Source organism: Methylomonas sp. EFPC3 (genome assembly GCF_029643245.1).
Lineage (GTDB): Bacteria > Pseudomonadota > Gammaproteobacteria > Methylococcales > Methylomonadaceae > Methylomonas > Methylomonas koyamae_B.
The window spans coordinates 1,208,742-1,227,201 of record NZ_CP116398.1 but is presented as its reverse complement, the minus strand read 5'-3'; the positions used below and the strand labels follow the sequence as shown (position 1 = coordinate 1,227,201).

The window sequence follows — 18,460 nt, the reverse complement described above, 5'->3', positions numbered from 1 at the left end:
GAGTCTGGTTCCGACACTTCGGCTCAAATCGCATGGTCTCCATCGATTAGGTTGCCAAAAACAATTACTTCGGCTGACAGCCGACCGGCGGCAGGCAACTGCTCAGGAATCGTCGGCGGCAGCGGCCAGATCGGCCAACTGTTGCAAGCCGGCGCGGTAAGCGGCTTCCGAGTCGGTGCGTATGGTCGCGTGCGCCACTTTGCGACCCTTGCGCGGCGCTTTGTCGTACAAATGCAGGTGGGCGTTGGCGATACCCAGCACTTGGCCGTCGTCGGCGAGGCCGCCGATGAAATTGACCATGGCGGCGTAACCGCGCGGTGCGGTCGAACCCAACGGCAGGTTTAAAATCGCACGTAAATGGTTTTCGAATTGGCTGGTTTCGCTGCCTTCGATGGTCCAATGGCCGGAATTGTGGACCCGGGGCGCAAATTCGTTGGCCAGCAATGCATCGCCGGCATCGAACAATTCCAGCGCAACGACGCCGACATAATCGAGTTTTTCCAACAGGCGCCTGACGTAGTCTTCGGCCAGCGATTGCGCCGGATCTTTGTCGCGGCATTCGGCGATGCGCAAAATTCCGCCGCGGTGTCGGTTTTCCGAGAGCGGGTAATAAGCGATTTCGCCGGACGGACTGCGGGCGGCAATGATCGAGACTTCGCGTTGGAAATCGACGAAGCCTTCGACAATAGCAGCCGCACCCTGCATGCTGTCCCAGGCAGGAGCCAGATCGGCTTCCGACCGCAATACGGCCTGGCCTTTGCCGTCATAGCCCATGCGCCGGCTTTTCAAAATGGCCGGATAGCCGATATCCGCCATCGCCGCTTGCAAGTCGGTTAGGCTATCGATCGAGGCAAACGGCGCGGTGCCGATACCCAATTCGCGGAAGAAGTTTTTTTCCAGCAAACGGTCTTGCGCCACGGCCAAGGCGCCCGCCGGCGGATAGACTAGCGTGTGGCTGGACAAGAATTCGGCAACGTGGGCCGGCACGTTCTCGAATTCGTAGGTCACCACATCGGCTTTTTCGGCCAATTCGGCCAATAGAGCAGGGTCGTCGTAAGCGCCGAGCAAATGCTCGCTCAAGCCGCCGGCTCCGGCGTTGGCATCGGGATCGAGGACGATGAACTTCAGGCCCAGCGGATAGCCGGCCAGCGCAATCATCCTGGCGAGTTGGCCGCCACCCAGAATGCCAACCTTCATCCGGCCACCTGACGCGGGTCGGGAGTCGCGATGACGCTGTCGGTTTGTTGTTGGCGGTAGGCATCCAGCGCGGCCCGGTATTGCGGGTGCTTGTTGCTGATAATGGCAGCGGCCAGCAGCGCGGCATTGATGGCGCCGGCCTTGCCGATCGCCAGGGTGCCGACCGGAATCCCTGCCGGCATTTGCACGATGGACAATAGTGAATCCATGCCGTTTAAAGCTTTGGACTGGACCGGTACTCCCAACACCGGCAATGCGGTTTTAGCCGCAGTCATACCCGGCAAATGCGCGGCGCCGCCGGCGCCGGCAATGATGACTTCCAGACCTTTGCTCTCGGCGGTTTCGGCGTAGCGAAACAGTTTGTCGGGGGTCCGGTGCGCCGATACCACTTCCACTTCGTGGGGAATGTCCAGATGCTCCAAGGTCTGCGCAGCATGCTGCATGGTTTCCCAGTCGGAAGTGGAACCCATGATGATGCCTATCAATGCGGTCATGCAAAATCTCCGGTGTTTGCCATAAATCGTATCCGGGCGATTATCGCATAATTAGCGCGATTTTCTCGGTCGCCAAGTTGGGAAGCGGGCCGCGGTTAGTGTTAAGATAGCGCCCCTCTTATGACTCGAACCACCGAACCTAGGGACAGTAGAATGGAAAACGTGCAACATGCGACGCTGGAAGTCAGGGACTTATCCTGCTTTCGCGACGAACGCTTGTTGTTTTCGGCATTGAATTTCGAGGTGCAGGCAGGGCAGTCACTGTTACTGGAAGGCGCCAACGGCAGCGGCAAGACCACGCTGCTGCGCATCCTGTGCGGATTGCGCGAAGCCGATTCCGGCCGGATCATCTGGTGCGGCCAGCCGGCCGAGCAAAGCTCTTATTACCGGGATATGGCCTACGTCGGCCATGCCGACGGCACCAAAAAGGAATTGACGGTATTGGAAAATCTCAAATTCGCGTTGGCATTGGGCAGTCCTGGCAAGTATCAAATCGACCACGCGCTGGACAAAGTCAAACTGGCCGGTTTCGACGACAATCCGGTGCACACGCTGTCCGCCGGGCAAAAACGGCGCCTGTCTTTGGCCCGCTTGTTGATCACCCAAAATGTGTTGTGGATACTCGACGAACCGTTCACTTCACTGGATAAACAGGGTATCGCCTTGATCGAGTCGCTGATCGCCGACCACATCAGCCACGGCGGTATGGCGGTACTGACCTCGCACCACGATCTGCGCATGGCGGACCTGAATCTGAAACGTATCCACCTACAAGCATGCCATTGATCCGCGCCTTTATGGCCATCATCCGCCGCGATTTGCTGCTGGCGTTCCGCCGCCGCGCCGAAATGGCCAATCCGCTGTTTTTCTTTGTGCTGGTGGTGACCTTGTTTCCGCTGGCGATCGGCGCCCAACCCAATTTGTTGCAAGCGATGGCGCCGGGCGTGATTTGGGTGTCGGCCTTGCTGGCGACCTTGCTGTCGCTGGATAGCCTGTTCCGCAGCGATTTCGAAGACGGCTCGTTGGAGCAAATGTTGCTCAGTCCGCATGCCTTGTCGGTGTTGGTGCTGGGCAAAATCGTCGCCCATTGGCTGGTCAGCGGGCTGCCGCTGTTGCTGGTCGCGCCGCTGCTGGCCTTGTTCTTGGGGCTTCCCGAGCAGGCGATGGGAACTTTATGGCTGACATTGATCTTAGCTACTCCGTTATTGAGCCTGATCGGTGCTATCGGCGTGGCCTTGACGGTCGGTCTGCGCCGCGGCGGTATGTTGTTGTCTTTGCTGGTGTTGCCGTTATACGTGCCGGTGTTGATATTCGCCAGTGGCGCGGTCGATCGTGCCGCCGGCGGATTGCCGGTCGGCGCCCAATTGAATATTTTGTTGGCGATGTTGCTGGCGGCGCTGGTCCTGGCGCCGTTGCCGACTTCCATTGCGTTAAAAATGAGTGTTAATTGATGTCCTGGATCCCCGCGCCGGTCAGCCGGTTTTTTCACCGTACTTCTTCGCCGCCGCATTTTTACGCGCTGGCCGACCGTTTCATCCCTTGGCTGACGGCCGTTTTTCTGCTGCTGCTCGGCGCCGGCCTGTATGGCGGCTTGTATCTGGCGCCCACCGACTACCAACAGGGCGACAGCTACCGGATCATTTATATCCATGTGCCGGCGGCCTGGATGTCCTTGTTCGTCTACGTGATGATGGCAATAATGGGCGGCATTGCCCTGGTTTGGCGGATGAAACTGGCCGAGGTAATGCTGATCAGCAGCGCCCCGATCGGCGCAGGCTTTACCTTCGTCGCGCTGGTCACCGGATCGCTGTGGGGCAAGCCGATGTGGGGCACCTGGTGGGTTTGGGATGCCCGTCTGACCTCGGAGCTGATTCTGCTATTCCTGTATCTGGGCGTGATCAGCTTGTACGGCGCGATCGAGGACAAACGCAGCGCCGCCCGAGCGGTGTCTATCCTGGCTTTGGTCGGCGTGGTCAATATTCCGATCATTCACTATTCGGTGGAATGGTGGAATACGCTGCATCAGCCGGCGACAGTCAGCAAACTGGATAAACCGTCGATTCACATTACGATGCTGGTGCCGCTGTTGCTGATGGCGATCGCGTTCAAGTTTTACTACCTGATTGCGGTATTGCAGGCAGCCAAGCTGGAATTGCTGAAACGGGAAACCTCGTCGCAATGGGTGAAAAACATGTTGGAGAAACAGGCATGAGTTGGGACAGCTTTTGGTACATGGGCGGTTACGCCGCTTATGTCTGGCCGGCATACGGCGTCACGGCGCTGGTGTTGGCCGCGAACCTGGTGTGGCCGGTCTGGCAACGCAAACAATTATTCAGGCAACTGGCCATCAAACAAAAACGCGCGCAGTCCAAATGAAACCGATCCGCAAACAGCGCCTGCTGTTAATCCTGTTAATGTTGGCCGGCCTGGGCTTGGCGGCTTTTTTTGCGTTGAAGGCATTCAACGAAAATCTGATGTATTTCTTCTCGACCAGCGACGTCGTCGCCGGTAAGGCACCGAACAATGCGGTATTCCGGCTGGGCGGCATGGTCGTCAAAGGTAGCGTGCAGCGGCCCAACGCCGACTTGCTGGTGCGTTTCAAACTAAGCGATTTCAGCCAGGAGGTCGCGGTGGAATATTCCGGCATCTTGCCGGACTTGTTCCGCGAGGGGCAGGGCATCGTCGCCAAAGGCCGGCTGGATGGCCGCGGCGTATTCGTCGCCGAGGAAGTCCTGGCCAAACACGACGAGAATTACATGCCGCCGGAAGTGGCGGGTAGTCTGAAGAAACCGGCGGAGCAACCATGATCCCGGAAATCGGCCATTTCGCGCTGATCCTGGCGCTATGCATGGCGCTGGTTCAAGGCACGCTGCCCATATTCGGGGCCGGCAAGGCCGTTAGCGGCTGGGTCCATGTCGCCCGGCCGGCCGCATTCGGTCAGTTGGCGTTCATGGCGCTGGCCTACGGCTGTTTGACCTATGCCTTTATCAGCCACGACTTTTCGGTGGCCTATGTCGCCCAAAACTCCAATACCGAGCTGCCGTTTTTGTACCTGATCTCCGGTGTTTGGGGCGCACACGAAGGTTCCTTGCTACTGTGGGCATTGGCCTTGTCGATCTGGACCGGCTTGGTCGCCGCCTTCAGCGCCCGGATTCCCGATCCGACCCGGGCTCGGGTGCTGGGCGTGATGGGCTTGGTCAGCGTCGGCTTCATATTGTTTTTGCTGTTGACTTCCAATCCGTTCGAACGCCTGTTTCCGGCACCGGCCGAAGGCCGCGATCTGAATCCATTGTTGCAGGATCCCGGCTTGGCGATTCATCCGCCGATGCTCTACATGGGCTATGTCGGCTTTTCGGTAGCCTTCGCTTTTTCGATTGCCGCGCTCCTGGAGGGACGCCTGGATTCGGCCTGGGCCCGCTGGTCGCGGCCCTGGACCAATGTGGCCTGGATGTTTTTGACGCTGGGTATCACGCTAGGCAGTTGGTGGGCTTACTACGAACTGGGCTGGGGCGGCTGGTGGTTTTGGGATCCGGTCGAGAACGCCTCGTTCATGCCCTGGTTGGTCGGTACTGCATTGATCCATTCCTTGGCCGCCACCGAAAAACGCGGCGCGTTCAAGACCTGGACCGTACTGCTGGCGATTTTCGCCTTTTCGTTAAGTCTGCTAGGTACCTTTTTGGTGCGCTCCGGCGTGTTGACCTCGGTACATGCCTTCGCCAGCGATCCGGCCCGCGGTTTGTTCATCCTGATTTTTCTGGGTGTGGTGGTCGGCGGTTCGTTGCTGCTGTACGCGATCCGCGCGCCGCAGGTCAAAAGTTACGCCCGCTTCGAACTGGTTTCGAAAGAGTCGGTATTGCTGGTCAATAACGTTTTGTTGGTCGTGACCGCCGCCAGCATTCTGCTCGGCACGCTGTATCCGCTGGTGGTCGATGCCTTGGGTCTGGGTAAATTGTCGGTCGGTCCGCCGTATTTCAATGCGGTGTTCATCCCGTTGATGGCGCCGCTGGCCTTGGTGGTCGGGATCGGCGTGTTGCTGCGCTGGAAGAGCGACGATATCAAAGCGTTGGGCGCGCGCCTGCGCGGTTTGATTGCCGGCTGCATCGGCATCGCCGTGCTGGCACCGTTGGCGATGCCGTTTTATTCGTGGGGCGCCGCGTTGGGCGTGGCCTTGGCCTTGTGGACTGTGGCGGTCAGCGCTTTTGCCTTTAAACAACGCCTGCAAAGCTGGTCCTGGCAACGCTTGAAACAAATTCCGGCCGGCTTTTACGGCATGACCTTGGCGCATATCGGGATCGCGGTGTTCGTGATCGGCATCAGCTTCACGTCGGTCTACAGCATCGAACGCGACGTGCGTCTGGCGCCGGAGGAAACGCTGGATCTATTCGGTTACGTGTTCCAGTTTCACGGTGTCACCGCCAGTGAAGGCCCGAACTACCGCGCCGAACAAGGCCATTTGAGCGTCAGTCATAACGGAGAAATCGTCGCCGAGTTGGCGCCGCAAAAACGCGTGTACCGGGTGCAAACCATGCCGATGACCGAAGCGGCGATCGACGCCGGCCTGTTTCGGGATTTGTTCGTGGCCTTGGGCGAACCGTTGGGAGAGCAGGGCGCCTGGAGTTTGCGAGTCTATTATAAAGCCTTCATCCGCTGGATCTGGCTGGGCGGCGTGTTCATGGCATTGGGCGGGTTGCTGGCTGCCTGCGATCGCCGCTATCGGTTGCCGAGTAAACAAACTGCTGAAAATCGATGAAATATTTATTGCCGCTACTACTGTTTATCGCCTTGTCGGTATTTCTGGCGATAGGCTTGAAATTGAACCCGCGGGAAATCCCGTCGCCGTTGATCGACAAACCGGCGCCGGCTTTCACGTTGCCGATTCTGGCAACGCCGGAGCGGAGCCTGAGTCAGGCCGACTTGAAAGGTAAAGTCTGGTTGCTCAACGTCTGGGCCTCCTGGTGCGTGTCGTGCCGGGAAGAGCATCCGCTGTTGAACCAGTTGGCCAAACTGAACAAAGTCACGCTGGTCGGTCTGAATTATAAAGATCAGGCCGACGCTGCTCAGGGCTGGCTGGCAAGGCAGGGCAACCCCTACACGGTCAGCGTTATGGATAGCGAAGGTCGTACCGGCATCGATTACGGCGTTTACGGCGTGCCGGAGACTTTTGTTATCGATAAGCGCGGTGTGGTGCGTTACAAACATACCGGACCGATTCAAGCCGGCGATCTGGAAAAACTGTTTTTACCGCTGATTCAACAACTAGAGGCGGAAAGCGCATGAAATATTGGCTGATCCTGATGTTGTCGTTGCACTTGGTTCAGGCCAGGGCCGACATCGAATACCGCGACTTCAAACAACCGGAACAGGAGCAGGCCTACCAGAGCCTGATCAATGAGCTGCGTTGTCTGGTCTGCCAGAACCAGACCATCGCCGACTCCAACGCCGACCTGGCCAAGGACCTGCGCCGCCAGGTCTACGAAATGCTGCAACAAGGCAAATCGCAGCAGGACGTGGTCAATTTCATGACCGAGCGTTACGGCGATTTCGTCATGTATAAACCGGCGTTCAAACTGAAAACATTTTTGCTTTGGCTGGGGCCGGTGTTGTTCCTGGTCTTGGGTCTGGCCGTGGTTTGGACTTTGCGCGCCAAAGGCGCCAGTGCGGATAAGGAATTGTCGGCTGCCGAGCGGGAGAAATTAAAAAAAATTCTGGAACAGGGTGACGACGCGTGACTATCGAGTTTTGGCTGGCGATAGCCGGATTAGTGGCTGTGGCTTTGGCCATTTTATTGCCGCCCTTATTTAAAACCGCGCCCTTGCATGACGCCGACGGCGAAACCCGCAATAAAGCCATCGCCCGGCAACAATTGGCCGAACTGAAACAGCAACTGCAAGACGGCGTACTGACCCAAAGCCAGTTCGATGCTCAGTACCAGGAATTGCAACTGGCTTTATTGGATGAAATCCAGCAAGACGCACCGGCTAAGGCTGCGCTCAGGCCCGGAACCGGGCGCTGGGTGATTCCGCTGCTTGGCCTGGCGCTGCCTGTATTGAGCCTGTTTCTCTACTTTACGTTGGGCGAGCCGCAAGCGCTTGCCAAGGCTGAACTGGCGCAAAATCAGGCTAAAGCAGCCGATAATGTGCAGAATATGGTCGCCGCGTTGGCACAGCGCCTGCAACAACAACCGGACGATCTTGAGGGCTGGATGATGTTGGGTCGGGCCTATTTGTACATGCAACAATACGATAGCGCCGCCCAAGCGTTCGCCGAATTGAACCGGCGTAAACCGAACGAACCGGCGGTGATGCTGCATTATGCCGACGCCTTGTCGATGGCGCGTAACGGCCAGATGCGGGGCGAACCGGCCGCATTGGTCTATCAGGCATTGAAACTGGTGCCGGAAGACCAAACCGCGCTGTGGCTGGGCGGTATGGCCAAAGCCGAGGAAGGCGACTTTGCCCAAGCCATCGCCTATTGGCAAAAACTGTCGGCCATGTTGCCGGAGCAAGACGAAACCCGGCAGCAATTACAGAAAATGATTGCGATGGCGGAGGCTGAAACCCAGCAGGGCGCTGGCGCTGCGGCTGCTAAGGCCCCGGTCGAAATTAAAATCGATGCCTCCCTCGCTGCCGAGCTGAAAACCAAGGCAAAACCGGACGACACGCTATTCGTTTACGCCCAAGCGTTGACCGGTCCGAAAATGCCGTTGGCCATCGTCAAGCAACAGGTAAAAGACCTGCCGCTGCAAGCCGTACTCAACGACAGCATGGCCATGCAGCCGCAAACCCATCTGGCCGATTTCAAACAACTGCGTATCGTTGCCCGCATATCCAAATCCGGCAACGCGATGCCGCAACCGGGCGATCTGCTCGGCAGTGCCGAAGTCACTCTGGACGGATCGCCGACGGCGGCCGTCAGTGTGACCATCGATCAGGAACTGAAATGATGGACCAATCGATAAAATTCGATCTGGACTTGATCAAACGCTACGACAAGTCTGGTCCGCGCTATACATCTTATCCGACCGCATTGGAGTTGCACGAATGCTTCGGCGAGGTCGAATACCGCCGGCATATCGAAAAATCCAATGCCGCCGGCGGACCGCTGTCGCTGTACTTCCATATTCCGTTCTGCGACACCGTCTGTTTCTATTGCGCCTGCAACAAGATCGTCACCAAAAACCGCGCCCATGCGCTGCCGTATCTGGACAATCTGTGCCAGGAGATCGAGATGCAAGGGGCGCTGTTCGACCGGAGCCGGCCGGTCAACCAATTGCATTGGGGCGGCGGAACGCCGACCTTTTTGAACGCCGAGCAAATGCGGCGGTTGATGGACACGACTCGGGCCAATTTCAATCTGCACAGCGACGATAGCGGCGAGTATTCGATCGAAGTCGACCCGCGCGAAACCGACGACCGCACCATTGCCGAGCTAAGAGCGTTGGGATTCAATCGCATCAGCCTCGGTTTGCAGGACTTCGATCCGGACGTGCAAAAAGCCGTCAACCGGCTGCAGAGCAAGGAACAAACCTTCGCGGTACTGGAAGCGGCGCGCAAGGAAGGCTTCCGCTCCACCAATATCGATTTGATTTACGGCTTGCCGTTACAAACCGTGCACAGCTTTGCCGATACCCTGGGCCAGGTACTGGCCTATGCCCCGGACCGCTTTTCGATCTTCAATTACGCCCACATGCCCAGCCGTTTCAAAACTCAGCGCCAAATCGACGAAGCGGCCTTGCCGTCGCCGGCGGCGAAACTGGAGATTTTGCAAATGGTCGGCCAAAAACTGACCGATGCCGGCTATGTCTACATCGGCATGGACCATTTCGCCAAGCCGGACGACGAATTGGCCGTGGCCCAACGCGAGGGCAAGCTGTACCGCAACTTCCAGGGTTACTCCACCCATTCCGACTGCGATTTGGTCGGCTTGGGCGTGACCTCGATTGGTCGGGTCGGCGACGCCTACATGCAAAATTACAAGGAACTGGACGAATACGACGCAGCCATCGCGCAAGCTAAATTGCCGGTGTTTCGCGGCGTGGATCTGGACGACGACGACAAACTGCGCCGGGCCGTGATTACTCAACTGATTTGCCATTTCGAACTGAGCTTCGAATACATCGAACGGGAATTCGGTATCGTCTTTAACGATTATTTCGCCGCCGAATTGGCAAACCTGCAGCCGATGAAAACCGACGGTTTGTTGGATTTAACCGCCGCCGGCATTCAAGTATCCAGCGCCGGCCGCCTGCTGATCCGCAACATCTGCATGGTGTTTGACAAGTATCTGGCGCAGAAACAACAACAATTCTCCCGAGTCATTTGACTCGTTTTGATTCCAACGTTGCGAATTTTTCGGTCAAGGCTGTGCCGAAAATCTTCCGCAATGATTGTCCATCTCCGGTCCGGAAACCGATTTTCATCGGATCTTAATGCTTTATGTAGGTTTTCTTTCACTTTTCATCTGTAAATTCGATAGCTTTTTGGGCTGACGCCTCAAAGCGAGATGGCTTGTATCTGCCTGCCAAAAGGCTCGAAAACTACCGGGCCTTGCCCATGGCCATATCAGGCCACAGATACTCGCATGCTGCCGATTCTATAAAGTAAATAAGGAAATCTCATGTCACTAACCGCTTCCCTAATCGCCGCCAATCTTTTAACTGTGCCGCTTTATTTTCCAAGCCGCGAAGCGGCCGAACAAACGCTAGCCGGCTATAACTATGGCTTGAAGCAGCTCAGCGATGGCCGTTACCAAGCTTTCGTGTCGGGATTGAACGGTTCAGGGCAACAAAGCGCGATTGGGACTCAAACGACTGATGCGCTGGCCCAAAATCAGATTGGGGCAGGTAGTACCGATGCTACTGAAATGCCGTTTCCCAAAGTTACGCTTAAGGAAAAAGTCAACGGCCAGGCTGCGATCCAAGCTTTAGGCGATCAATTACCTGCGGTTGCCGAACAATACGGCATGTCGGCCGAACGTTTGCAATCTATCTTAAGTACCGATCCTAGCGCTTGGATCGACCAAAGCGGCCACTTGTTATACATCGATGCCGCGCATGAGCCGACGCCTCTGCCGGAGAGCCGGATTGCCGGCGTCACCAGCGCGTACGCTACCACTGCCAGCGGAACCGATACTTTCAAGGCCACGGCTGCGGCGAGTGCGGATCCATTTACGCTCCATAGTAAACCCGGATCGAACCGCACCATATATCTGGATTTTAACGGCTACCAGGCCAGTAACAGCGCTTGGTACAACGGTACGTTGAATGCCAAGGCCTATGATACCGATGGTAATCCATCCGGTTTTAGCAGTGCGGAACAGAACAATATTCGCGAAATTTGGCAGCGGGTGGCGGAGGATTACGCGCCTTTCGATGTGGATGTGACGACGCAGGAACCCGCGGCCGCAGCGCTGCAGCGCACCAGTAGTTCGGACGTCGTGTATGGTATTCGTGCCGCGATCACGCAATCGATGCCCGAGCTTTGCAGCCAAGCCTGCGGCGGGGTTGCCTACATCAATGTGTTTTCCTATTATTCGTCGAGCAGTCCCGACTATTACAACCCAGTCTGGGTGTTTTTCGATAAGTTGGGTGGCGGCAATCCGAGATATGTCGCCGATGCCGTTTCGCACGAAGTGGGCCACGCTCTGAATTTGACTCACGACGGTACCTCCAGCAGCAGTTACTATGCGGGCCAGGGCAGTGGGGCCACCGGTTGGGCGCCAATTATGGGGGTCGGCTATTACCAACCGGTAACTCAATGGAGCAAGGGCGAATATCCGGACGCCAATAACCAGCAAGACGATATTGCTGTGATCGCGGCGGCCGGTGCGCCGCAACGCGCCGACGATTTCGGCGGAACGCCAGCCACTGCGGCGCCGCTGTCTGGCAGCGCTGGCGCGGTATTGCAAATTGGCACTATCGAGAGCCGTACCGATCTCGATGTATTCAGTTTCTCTACCGATGGCGGCAATGTGCAATTCAACGCCGCCTCCGGGGCGGTATCAGCCAATCTGGATATTTCGTTAAAGTTGATGACCAGTTCCGGCACCGTCCTGGCTAGCGCAAACCCGGCGGATAGCTTGTCGGCTTCATTGGCGGCGACCCTGGCGCCGGGCCAGTATTTTCTGCAAATTGACGGCATTGGCTACGGCGACTTGACTACCGGATACTCTGACTATGCCAGTATCGGTCAATACCTGATTACCGGTACTTATCCGAAAAGCGGTGCCACAACGATAGCGCCGACTGCCGTGATTTCGGCTTTGCCGACCAGCGGTACTGCGCCGCTGAACGTGAGTTTGAATGGTACCGGCTCGGTCGATCAGGATGGCTCGATCACCGCTTACGCCTGGAATTTCGGTGACGGTACGCCAAACAGCAATTCCGCCAGCGTCAGCCATGTCTACAACACGCCCGGTACTTACAATGCCACCTTGACGGTGACCGACAACAGCGGCTTGAAAGGCAGTGCCACTCAAGTCATCTCGGTAGCTCAAGCACCAGTGGCGCTCAGTATGAAAGCCGCCAGCACCAAAGTGACACGGCGGCTGGTGGGGAAAAACAAGGCGCAATGCGTGGCGACGGTGACGATCAATGACGGTGTTTCTGCCGTTTCCGGCGCAACCCTCTACGGAAGCTGGAGCGGGTCGGTGAAAACCGGCAGCGGCTCGACTACGGTAACCGGTGTTACCTCGGCTACCACCGGTACGACCGGTACCGCCAGTCTCAGTAGTGCGAACTTACCGGTGAATTCGTCCGGAACCTGCGCGTTTACCGTGACCAAGGTCGTCAAGAGCGGTTACAGCTACGACGGCAGCGGCCAAGTGTCCGCTAGTTTTAGCTGGTAGGCCGGAAACCAAGTCCGCAACAGCAAAAGGCGCCGCGATCACGGCGCCTTTTTTCGTCAAGGTGTCAACAAATCCGGGCGCCAATTCCGGCGCATAGTCTGTGGCCGGCAGCAGCAACCGATCAGGACGGTCAATCCCTGACCCAATTCTCAACCAACCGGCTCGGTATATGCGGCGACTCGCTGGATTGCGGGTAGGGCTGGCCGCTGGTTACCCGATAGATCACCCGCAGCATGTCGGCCAGCAGCAGCCAGGTGATCAGCATGAACAGGCAGGTCAGGCCGGCGTTCAGGTAATCGTTGAAAATCAATTGCGGGGCGCTTTTCAGTTGTGCGGCCGGCAGCGAACCGCTGGCGATTTTCGCCGACAAATCGGCGGCATGGGCCAGAAAACCGATGCGTAAATCCTCGGCGAACAATTTCTGCCAGGCCGCGCTGCTGGTGACGATAATCAGCCAGGACAGGGGCAGGGCGGTCACCCAGGCGTACCTGAGCTTGCCGGATTTGACCAGAATTGTCGTCGCCACGCACAGCGCGATTGCCGCCAGCATTTGGTTGGCAATGCCGAACAGCGGCCACAGGCTGTTGATGCCGCCCAACGGATCGATCGCCCCCATGTACAGGAAGTAACCCCAGGCGCCGACTACGGCGGCGCTGGTCAGTAAGATGCTGGCGTAACCGCCGCTGCTGCCGCGGCCGATATTGAAGTTACCGAGGATGTCCTGCAGCATGAAGCGGGCGACGCGGGTGCCGGCGTCCAGCGTGGTCAGGATGAACAAGGCTTCGAACATGATCGCGAAATGGTACCAGGCGGCTAGCAGATGTTGGCCGAACACCTGGGCGAACAAACTCGCCATGCCGACCGCCAGTGACGGCGCGCCGCCGGTGCGGGCGAACAAGGTCGATTCGCCCATGGTCTGCGCCAATTGCTGCATTTGCTCGACGGCCACCGGAAAGCCCCAACTGCTGATTTTCGCCACCGCTTCCGCCGCTTCCTTGCCGACCACGCCGGCCGGGCTGTTGATGGCGAAATAAACCCCCGGCTCCAACACCGACGCTGCGATCATCGCCATGATCGCGACAAAGGATTCCATCATCATTGCGCCGTAGCCGATAAAACGGGCGTCGGTTTCGTTAGCCAGCAATTTGGGTGTGGTGCCCGACGAAATCAGTGCATGAAAGCCGGAAATTGCGCCGCAGGCGATGGTGATGAACACGAACGGAAACAGTTTGCCGCCGAAGATCGGGCCGCTGCCGTCGATAAACTGGGTCAAGGCCGGCATTTTTAGCTCGGGTCGCAAGATCAGAATCGCCACGGCCAGCGCGGCAATCGTGCCCAGTTTCATGAAGGTGGACAGGTAGTCGCGCGGCGCCAGCAGCAGCCAGACCGGCAACACCGCGGCGGCGAAGCCGTAACCGATCACCATCAACGCCAGTTCCGGCGCGTCGTAATCGAACCAGCCGCGGATGGCCGGATTTTCGTCGATCCAGCCGCCGCCGACCACTGCAAACACCAGTAACGACACGCCGATCAGCGTCGCTTCCAGCACCCGCCCCGGCCGCAAATGGTTCAGATAAATGCCCATCAACATCGCGATCGGTATCGTCGCGGCAACGGTGGCGGTGGCCCAGGGGCTGTGTTTCATCGCATTGACCACGACCAGGCCCAGTACCGCGATCAGGATCACCATAATCGTCATCACCCCCAGCATCGCGGCGCCGCCGCCGATGTTGCCCAATTCGTCCTTGGCCATCTGCCCTAGCGAGCGGCCGTCGCGCCTGACCGAGAAAAACAGCGTCACGAAATCCTGCACGCAGCCGCCCAGCACCGCGCCGATCAGGATCCACAAGGTGCCCGGCAGATAGCCGAACTGCGCGGCCAGGGTCGGGCCGATCAACGGGCCGGGGCCGGCGATGGCGGCGAAATGGTGGCCGAATACCACCCATTTGTGGGTGGGCATGAAGTCGCGGCCGTCGTCGAAGCGTTCGGCCGGCGTGGCGCGGCTGGCATCGAGCACCAGGACTTTGGCGGCGACGAAGGCGCTATAAAAGCGGTAGCCGAGCGCGTAAACGCAGACCGCGGCGACGATCAGCCACATGCTGCTGATGGTTTCGCCACGCTGCAAGGCAATGCCGGCGATGGCGCCGGCCGCGGCCAGAGCGACGAGGCCCCAGAATAGGTTGATGGGAAGCGAGTGCTTGTTGCCTGACATGACGATTCCTGTCTGAAAGTCGGATTGGGATGCGATGGATTTCGCAAAATGGTAGCACGCCGCCGGCGTTCGCGGCAGGCGCTTTATCCCTAAAACCCTGCCGTTCGCTACCAAGTGCAGCCGGTCCGGCCGCATCGCGCCTGCCGGTCGGCAAGATCGCGGTGTTGTGTACCGACCGGGACCGGAGCTGCCAACGCTAAAATTGCGAGAAGCGCCGCCGTAGCGCGAGCAGAACGGCCAGCATCGATGCCGCCGAGAGCGCCTGCAAGCCGATCAGGCCGTTGAGTTCGGCAACGTCGAAGGACTGATCGAAATCGAATTGCGGCAGCGCCGCTTGCTGCGCTTCGCTCCAGGCGGCGCGGGCCATGATGGACGGCACGAAGTACGCTCGCCAGCGGTCTTCGAAATCGTTGACGGCGGCGACGAAGCTGGCGTGCCGGGGCGCGTCCAGGCCGGATAAACGATCCGCCATCAAGGCCACGGCCAAGGCCGGCGAAGTCCAGGACCAGCGTTGCATGAATCCGAATTGCTCGGCGCGGTGGGTTTCGAATTGCAGCATCAGCGGGCGAATCTGGCTGTCCAGTTGCAGGGCGGCCGGCAAGCCGGCGACTTCCCGTGGCAGTTTGGCAAGCGGAGTGTCGCCCAGCAGCTCGGGATGCGTTTTAAACCAGTCCGCCAGCAAATTTTGCCGCTGCTGGTTGGAGAGTTCCTGTAACCGGCGGATTTCGATAATGGCGGCCATGCGCGACGGCTTGGGCCGGGTCTGGTCGGCGGCCCAATGCAGCGCCGCCGGCACGCCGAAGGTCAAGATCAGCCAACTGCCGAGCAAGCCTATCGCCGCCGCGCCCGAAGAAATCGGCAGCAACAGGAACAAGCCGGCCAGACTGAACCAGAACAGCACGTAGCTCAGGCTGATCAAACACCAGTAAGCCAGCGCCGACAGCGCCGAGCCGCTATCCAGCAAAAACGCCAGCAGCGAACTGGCGCAAGCGACCAGCACCACCAACAGCAAACGCCAGCCCAGGCTGCACAACACCAATTGCCACGGCCGCGCGGTTTGGGTGCAGACCAGGCGCCAGACCCCGCTTTCGCGTTCCTCCTGCACCAAGCCGTAGCTCAAGGCGATGACGACCAGCGGCGTCAACAGGGCGAACACGCTGGCAAAGTCCAGCAAACCGAATTCGTAACTCAACGGATTGAACAATTGGTCGCTGTTGCGGCCGTCGGTATGGCGGCTGCGACTGGAGACTTTAATGGACGTGCCGACCAAATCGGCTTGGCTGACATTCAGCACCAAACCGCCCAGTAGCGGCAATTGCAACGGCGCCCGGTCATTGCTGGCGGCATAGGCCCCATCACCGCCGTCATGCGCGTCCGCCTTCGGCGCGTCGTGCATTTCTGCGGCATTGGCGGCCGATGCCGCGATTTGCGGCGCCGCCGCGGCAGCGCGAATCTCGCTGGCCCTGAGTCCGGACCAGACGGCACTGAGCCCCATCAAGACCGCAAAAATCAGCAATATCGCCGCGTTCAGCGGATTGCGCCGGATTCTGATCCATTCAACTTTGACGATAGCCATCATGGTGCCAACCTCCGTGCCGAATGGGCCAACAGCCACAGTGCCGCGCCCAACCAGGCGCCGAGCACCGCTAGCGGCAGCAGGCTGGCTTTTAGCGAAAATCCGACCGTGGGAACGGCGTAAGCAAAGTCTCGGACGCTGCGCCAATCGGTTTCCGCGCCTTTGGCGGAGCGTTCGGTGCCGTGGCTGCGTTCGCGGTCCCAGTCTTCGGTCAGATCGATGAAATAACGCCGATATCTCTCGGCGGCGTCTTCGAAATCGCGTTGGTGCGCCAAATCGGTGCCGGCTATGGCCATCGACAACGAACGCAGCGCCAGGCTGGGCCCCAGCCAACCGGCCAGATGCGCCAGTTGCTGTTGGGTGGCGAAGTTGGCGCGCAGGCGATCGAAATGCAACTGGTGGACTTTGCTGGAGTAAACGTCGTTATATTGCCGATTCAGCGAGACAAACCCCACCGGTAGCTGCTCTTTGCTGGCAACGCCGTATTGGGCCAGCACTTGGGCTTCGAAGGCCGTTTCGCGTTGTTGCTTGGAGCCGTCGCCGGGCAGGCCTTGGGCGATATCGGTCTTGATCGCATCCCAAAATTGGCTGGCACTGGGGTTGGGCGCAAGCACATCGCCGATCGCGGCGCCCAGCCGCGGGGCGACGAACACGCTGCCCATCCAGAACCCCAGCAGGCAAAACAAGGTGTTGCGGCTGGTGCGAAAGTAGGCGGAGGCGGCAATCGATAAGGCGGCGAACACCGTGTAATACGCCAGCAGGCCGGCCATTAGCAGGCTCAAGCGCAGCAGGTCGTCGATCGCCAGCTCGAATTGGCCGGCCAGCGTCAGGCCCGCCAGTAACACGGCGGGCGACATCACCAGCCAGAACGCCGTCAGCAGCCCGAGCAACTTGCCAAACAACAAGGCCCGCGGCGCCACTCCCAAACTATGCAACATGCGCAAGGTGCCGCGTTCGCGCTCTTGCGACACCGAATTGAAACTGAGTGCGACGATCAACAGCGGCAACAAGGCATAAAGCACGAAGCTGCTGGTGGCCTGTCCGAATCGATTGGCCAATACGTCGTCGGCACTCGGATTGAAACGGGTCAGGTTGCGTTTGTGCGGCTCCAGCCACAGCGACTGACCGGTAAACGGCGTCAAGCCCGGATCTATCGCCGCGCTGGGCAAATCCGGCTTGAACACGTAGATACCGTAGTGCGCGGCGGCATGGGGGTTCTTGACGCTCTGCGAATTCCACTGTTCCTTGGCCGTCGCGCCGACGCGCTGTTTTTCCAGGCGCTGTGCCTGCAACTGGTAACTGGAAAACAGAAAAAAGCCGGCGAACAAAACAAACAGCGACAAACCGAGCACCAGCAAGCGGCCGTCGCGCAGCGTGGTGGCCAGTTCCTTGCGCATGACAATGGCGATCATGCCAACCCCCGGGCATGCGCCAGATATTTGCTTTCCAGTTCGTCGTGTTGCACGCTGTGGGCATCGAACTCCTCGACCAGCCGGCCTTGCTTCATGATGCCGATGCGGTCCGCGACTTGCTTGGCGTTGAACAAATCGTGGGTCGCCATCAATACCGCCATGCCGGCGTCCGCCGCGGCGCGGATGCGTTGGGCAAAATCGTTGGCCGCGCTCGGGTCCAGGCCGGAGGTGGGTTCGTCCAGCAACATGGCTTTGGCGTGCTTGGCGCTGGCGATCGCCAGACCGACTTTTTGCCGCATGCCTTTGGAATACTGGCCGACCCGCTTGTCGTGAGCATCCGCCTGCAAGCCGCTGTCGCTCAAGAGCTGTCCCGACTGGTCCCGGCTCAATTCGATTCCGGCCAGCGCACAGAAAAACCGCAGGTTTTCCGCGCCGCTGAGCAGGTCGTACAAGGCCACGTTTTCCGGCAGATAGGCCAGTTCGGACTTGACCAGCTCCGGTTGGTCCTGCAGCGAGCGGCCGCCGATCAAGACCTGGCCGCTGCTGGGACGGTTAAATCCCAAGAAGGTGCTGATCGTCGTGGTTTTGCCGGCGCCGTTGCCGCCCAGCAAGGCGTAAACGCAGCCGGCAGGTACCGCTAAATTCAGTTGGTCGATCGCCCGATGCTGTTGGTATTCCACCACCAGATTGCGGGTTTCGAGAATGTGGGTTGTCGTCATGGCTG

At 58.8% G+C, this 18,460-nt stretch carries 17 protein-coding genes; 11 read left to right on the top strand and 6 right to left on the bottom strand.

What is annotated here, in order from left to right:
- Positions 1-102: 102 nt before the first annotated feature.
- Both PL263_RS05550 and purE read right to left on the bottom strand, forming a co-directional pair.
- Positions 103-1,197, bottom strand: coding sequence for a 5-(carboxyamino)imidazole ribonucleotide synthase (locus PL263_RS05550; RefSeq protein ID WP_278212069.1), 1,095 nt, complete (start codon positions 1,195-1,197; stop codon positions 103-105).
- Positions 1,194-1,691 carry a 5-(carboxyamino)imidazole ribonucleotide mutase gene (gene purE / locus PL263_RS05545; RefSeq protein ID WP_140910481.1) on the bottom strand — a complete coding sequence of 166 codons (498 nt, stop codon included), beginning with the start codon at positions 1,689-1,691 and terminating at the stop codon, positions 1,194-1,196. Before purE ends, PL263_RS05550 begins: the two co-directional genes overlap by 4 nt.
- A 153-nt stretch (positions 1,692-1,844) precedes the next feature.
- On the opposite strand from purE, the gene ccmA reads away from it, so the two are divergent.
- The 11 genes from ccmA (at position 1,845) to PL263_RS05490 (ending at position 12,536) form a co-directional block, all read left to right on the top strand.
- Positions 1,845-2,477, top strand: coding sequence for a cytochrome c biogenesis heme-transporting ATPase CcmA (gene ccmA / locus PL263_RS05540; RefSeq protein ID WP_278212067.1), 633 nt, complete (start codon positions 1,845-1,847; stop codon positions 2,475-2,477).
- The gene (ccmB, locus tag PL263_RS05535; protein WP_278212066.1) at positions 2,468-3,142 is read left to right on the top strand and encodes a heme exporter protein CcmB; all 675 of its coding nucleotides are present in this window, start codon (positions 2,468-2,470) and stop codon (positions 3,140-3,142) included. Before ccmA ends, ccmB begins: the two co-directional genes overlap by 10 nt.
- The gene (locus PL263_RS05530) at positions 3,142-3,903 is read left to right on the top strand and encodes a heme ABC transporter permease (protein ID WP_278212065.1); all 762 of its coding nucleotides are present in this window, start codon (positions 3,142-3,144) and stop codon (positions 3,901-3,903) included. The genes ccmB and PL263_RS05530 overlap by 1 nt, the downstream gene beginning before the upstream one ends.
- Positions 3,900-4,067 carry a heme exporter protein CcmD gene (gene ccmD / locus PL263_RS05525; protein WP_140910477.1) on the top strand — a complete coding sequence of 56 codons (168 nt, stop codon included), beginning with the start codon at positions 3,900-3,902 and terminating at the stop codon, positions 4,065-4,067. Before PL263_RS05530 ends, ccmD begins: the two co-directional genes overlap by 4 nt.
- The gene (ccmE, locus tag PL263_RS05520; protein ID WP_278212064.1) at positions 4,064-4,498 is read left to right on the top strand and encodes a cytochrome c maturation protein CcmE; all 435 of its coding nucleotides are present in this window, start codon (positions 4,064-4,066) and stop codon (positions 4,496-4,498) included. Before ccmD ends, ccmE begins: the two co-directional genes overlap by 4 nt.
- Positions 4,495-6,441 carry a heme lyase CcmF/NrfE family subunit gene (locus PL263_RS05515; protein ID WP_278212063.1) on the top strand — a complete coding sequence of 649 codons (1,947 nt, stop codon included), beginning with the start codon at positions 4,495-4,497 and terminating at the stop codon, positions 6,439-6,441. Before ccmE ends, PL263_RS05515 begins: the two co-directional genes overlap by 4 nt.
- A complete protein-coding gene (locus PL263_RS05510; RefSeq protein ID WP_140910474.1) occupies positions 6,438-6,968 on the top strand; it encodes a DsbE family thiol:disulfide interchange protein in 531 nt (176 codons plus the stop codon). Before PL263_RS05515 ends, PL263_RS05510 begins: the two co-directional genes overlap by 4 nt.
- Entirely contained in the window at positions 6,965-7,420 is a 456-nt protein-coding gene (locus PL263_RS05505; protein WP_278212062.1) for a cytochrome c-type biogenesis protein, read from the top strand. Before PL263_RS05510 ends, PL263_RS05505 begins: the two co-directional genes overlap by 4 nt.
- Positions 7,417-8,634, top strand: a complete 1,218-nt coding sequence (gene ccmI / locus PL263_RS05500) for a c-type cytochrome biogenesis protein CcmI (protein WP_278212061.1) — start codon at positions 7,417-7,419, stop codon at positions 8,632-8,634. Before PL263_RS05505 ends, ccmI begins: the two co-directional genes overlap by 4 nt.
- Positions 8,634-10,013: an oxygen-independent coproporphyrinogen III oxidase gene (gene hemN / locus PL263_RS05495; protein WP_278212850.1), complete on the top strand. Its 1,380-nt coding sequence runs from the start codon at positions 8,634-8,636 to the stop codon at positions 10,011-10,013. Before ccmI ends, hemN begins: the two co-directional genes overlap by 1 nt.
- A gap of 294 nt (positions 10,014-10,307) precedes the next feature.
- The gene (locus PL263_RS05490; RefSeq protein WP_278212060.1) at positions 10,308-12,536 is read left to right on the top strand and encodes a PKD domain-containing protein; all 2,229 of its coding nucleotides are present in this window, start codon (positions 10,308-10,310) and stop codon (positions 12,534-12,536) included.
- A 130-nt stretch (positions 12,537-12,666) separates the two neighbouring features.
- On the opposite strand, the gene PL263_RS05485 is transcribed toward PL263_RS05490, so the two are convergent.
- The 4 genes from PL263_RS05485 to PL263_RS05470 form a co-directional block, all read right to left on the bottom strand.
- On the bottom strand, positions 12,667-14,748 hold the full coding sequence (locus PL263_RS05485) for a carbon starvation CstA family protein (RefSeq protein WP_278212059.1): 2,082 nt from the start codon (positions 14,746-14,748) through the stop codon (positions 12,667-12,669).
- Positions 14,749-14,944: 196 nt separating this feature from the next.
- Positions 14,945-16,327 carry a DUF3526 domain-containing protein gene (locus PL263_RS05480; RefSeq protein ID WP_278212058.1) on the bottom strand — a complete coding sequence of 461 codons (1,383 nt, stop codon included), beginning with the start codon at positions 16,325-16,327 and terminating at the stop codon, positions 14,945-14,947.
- Positions 16,324-17,736, bottom strand: coding sequence for a DUF3526 domain-containing protein (locus tag PL263_RS05475; protein ID WP_278212057.1), 1,413 nt, complete (start codon positions 17,734-17,736; stop codon positions 16,324-16,326). The genes PL263_RS05480 and PL263_RS05475 overlap by 4 nt, the downstream gene beginning before the upstream one ends.
- Positions 17,733-18,455, bottom strand: coding sequence for an ABC transporter ATP-binding protein (locus PL263_RS05470; RefSeq protein ID WP_278212056.1), 723 nt, complete (start codon positions 18,453-18,455; stop codon positions 17,733-17,735). The genes PL263_RS05475 and PL263_RS05470 overlap by 4 nt, the downstream gene beginning before the upstream one ends.
- Between the last annotated feature and the right edge of the window lie 5 nt (positions 18,456-18,460).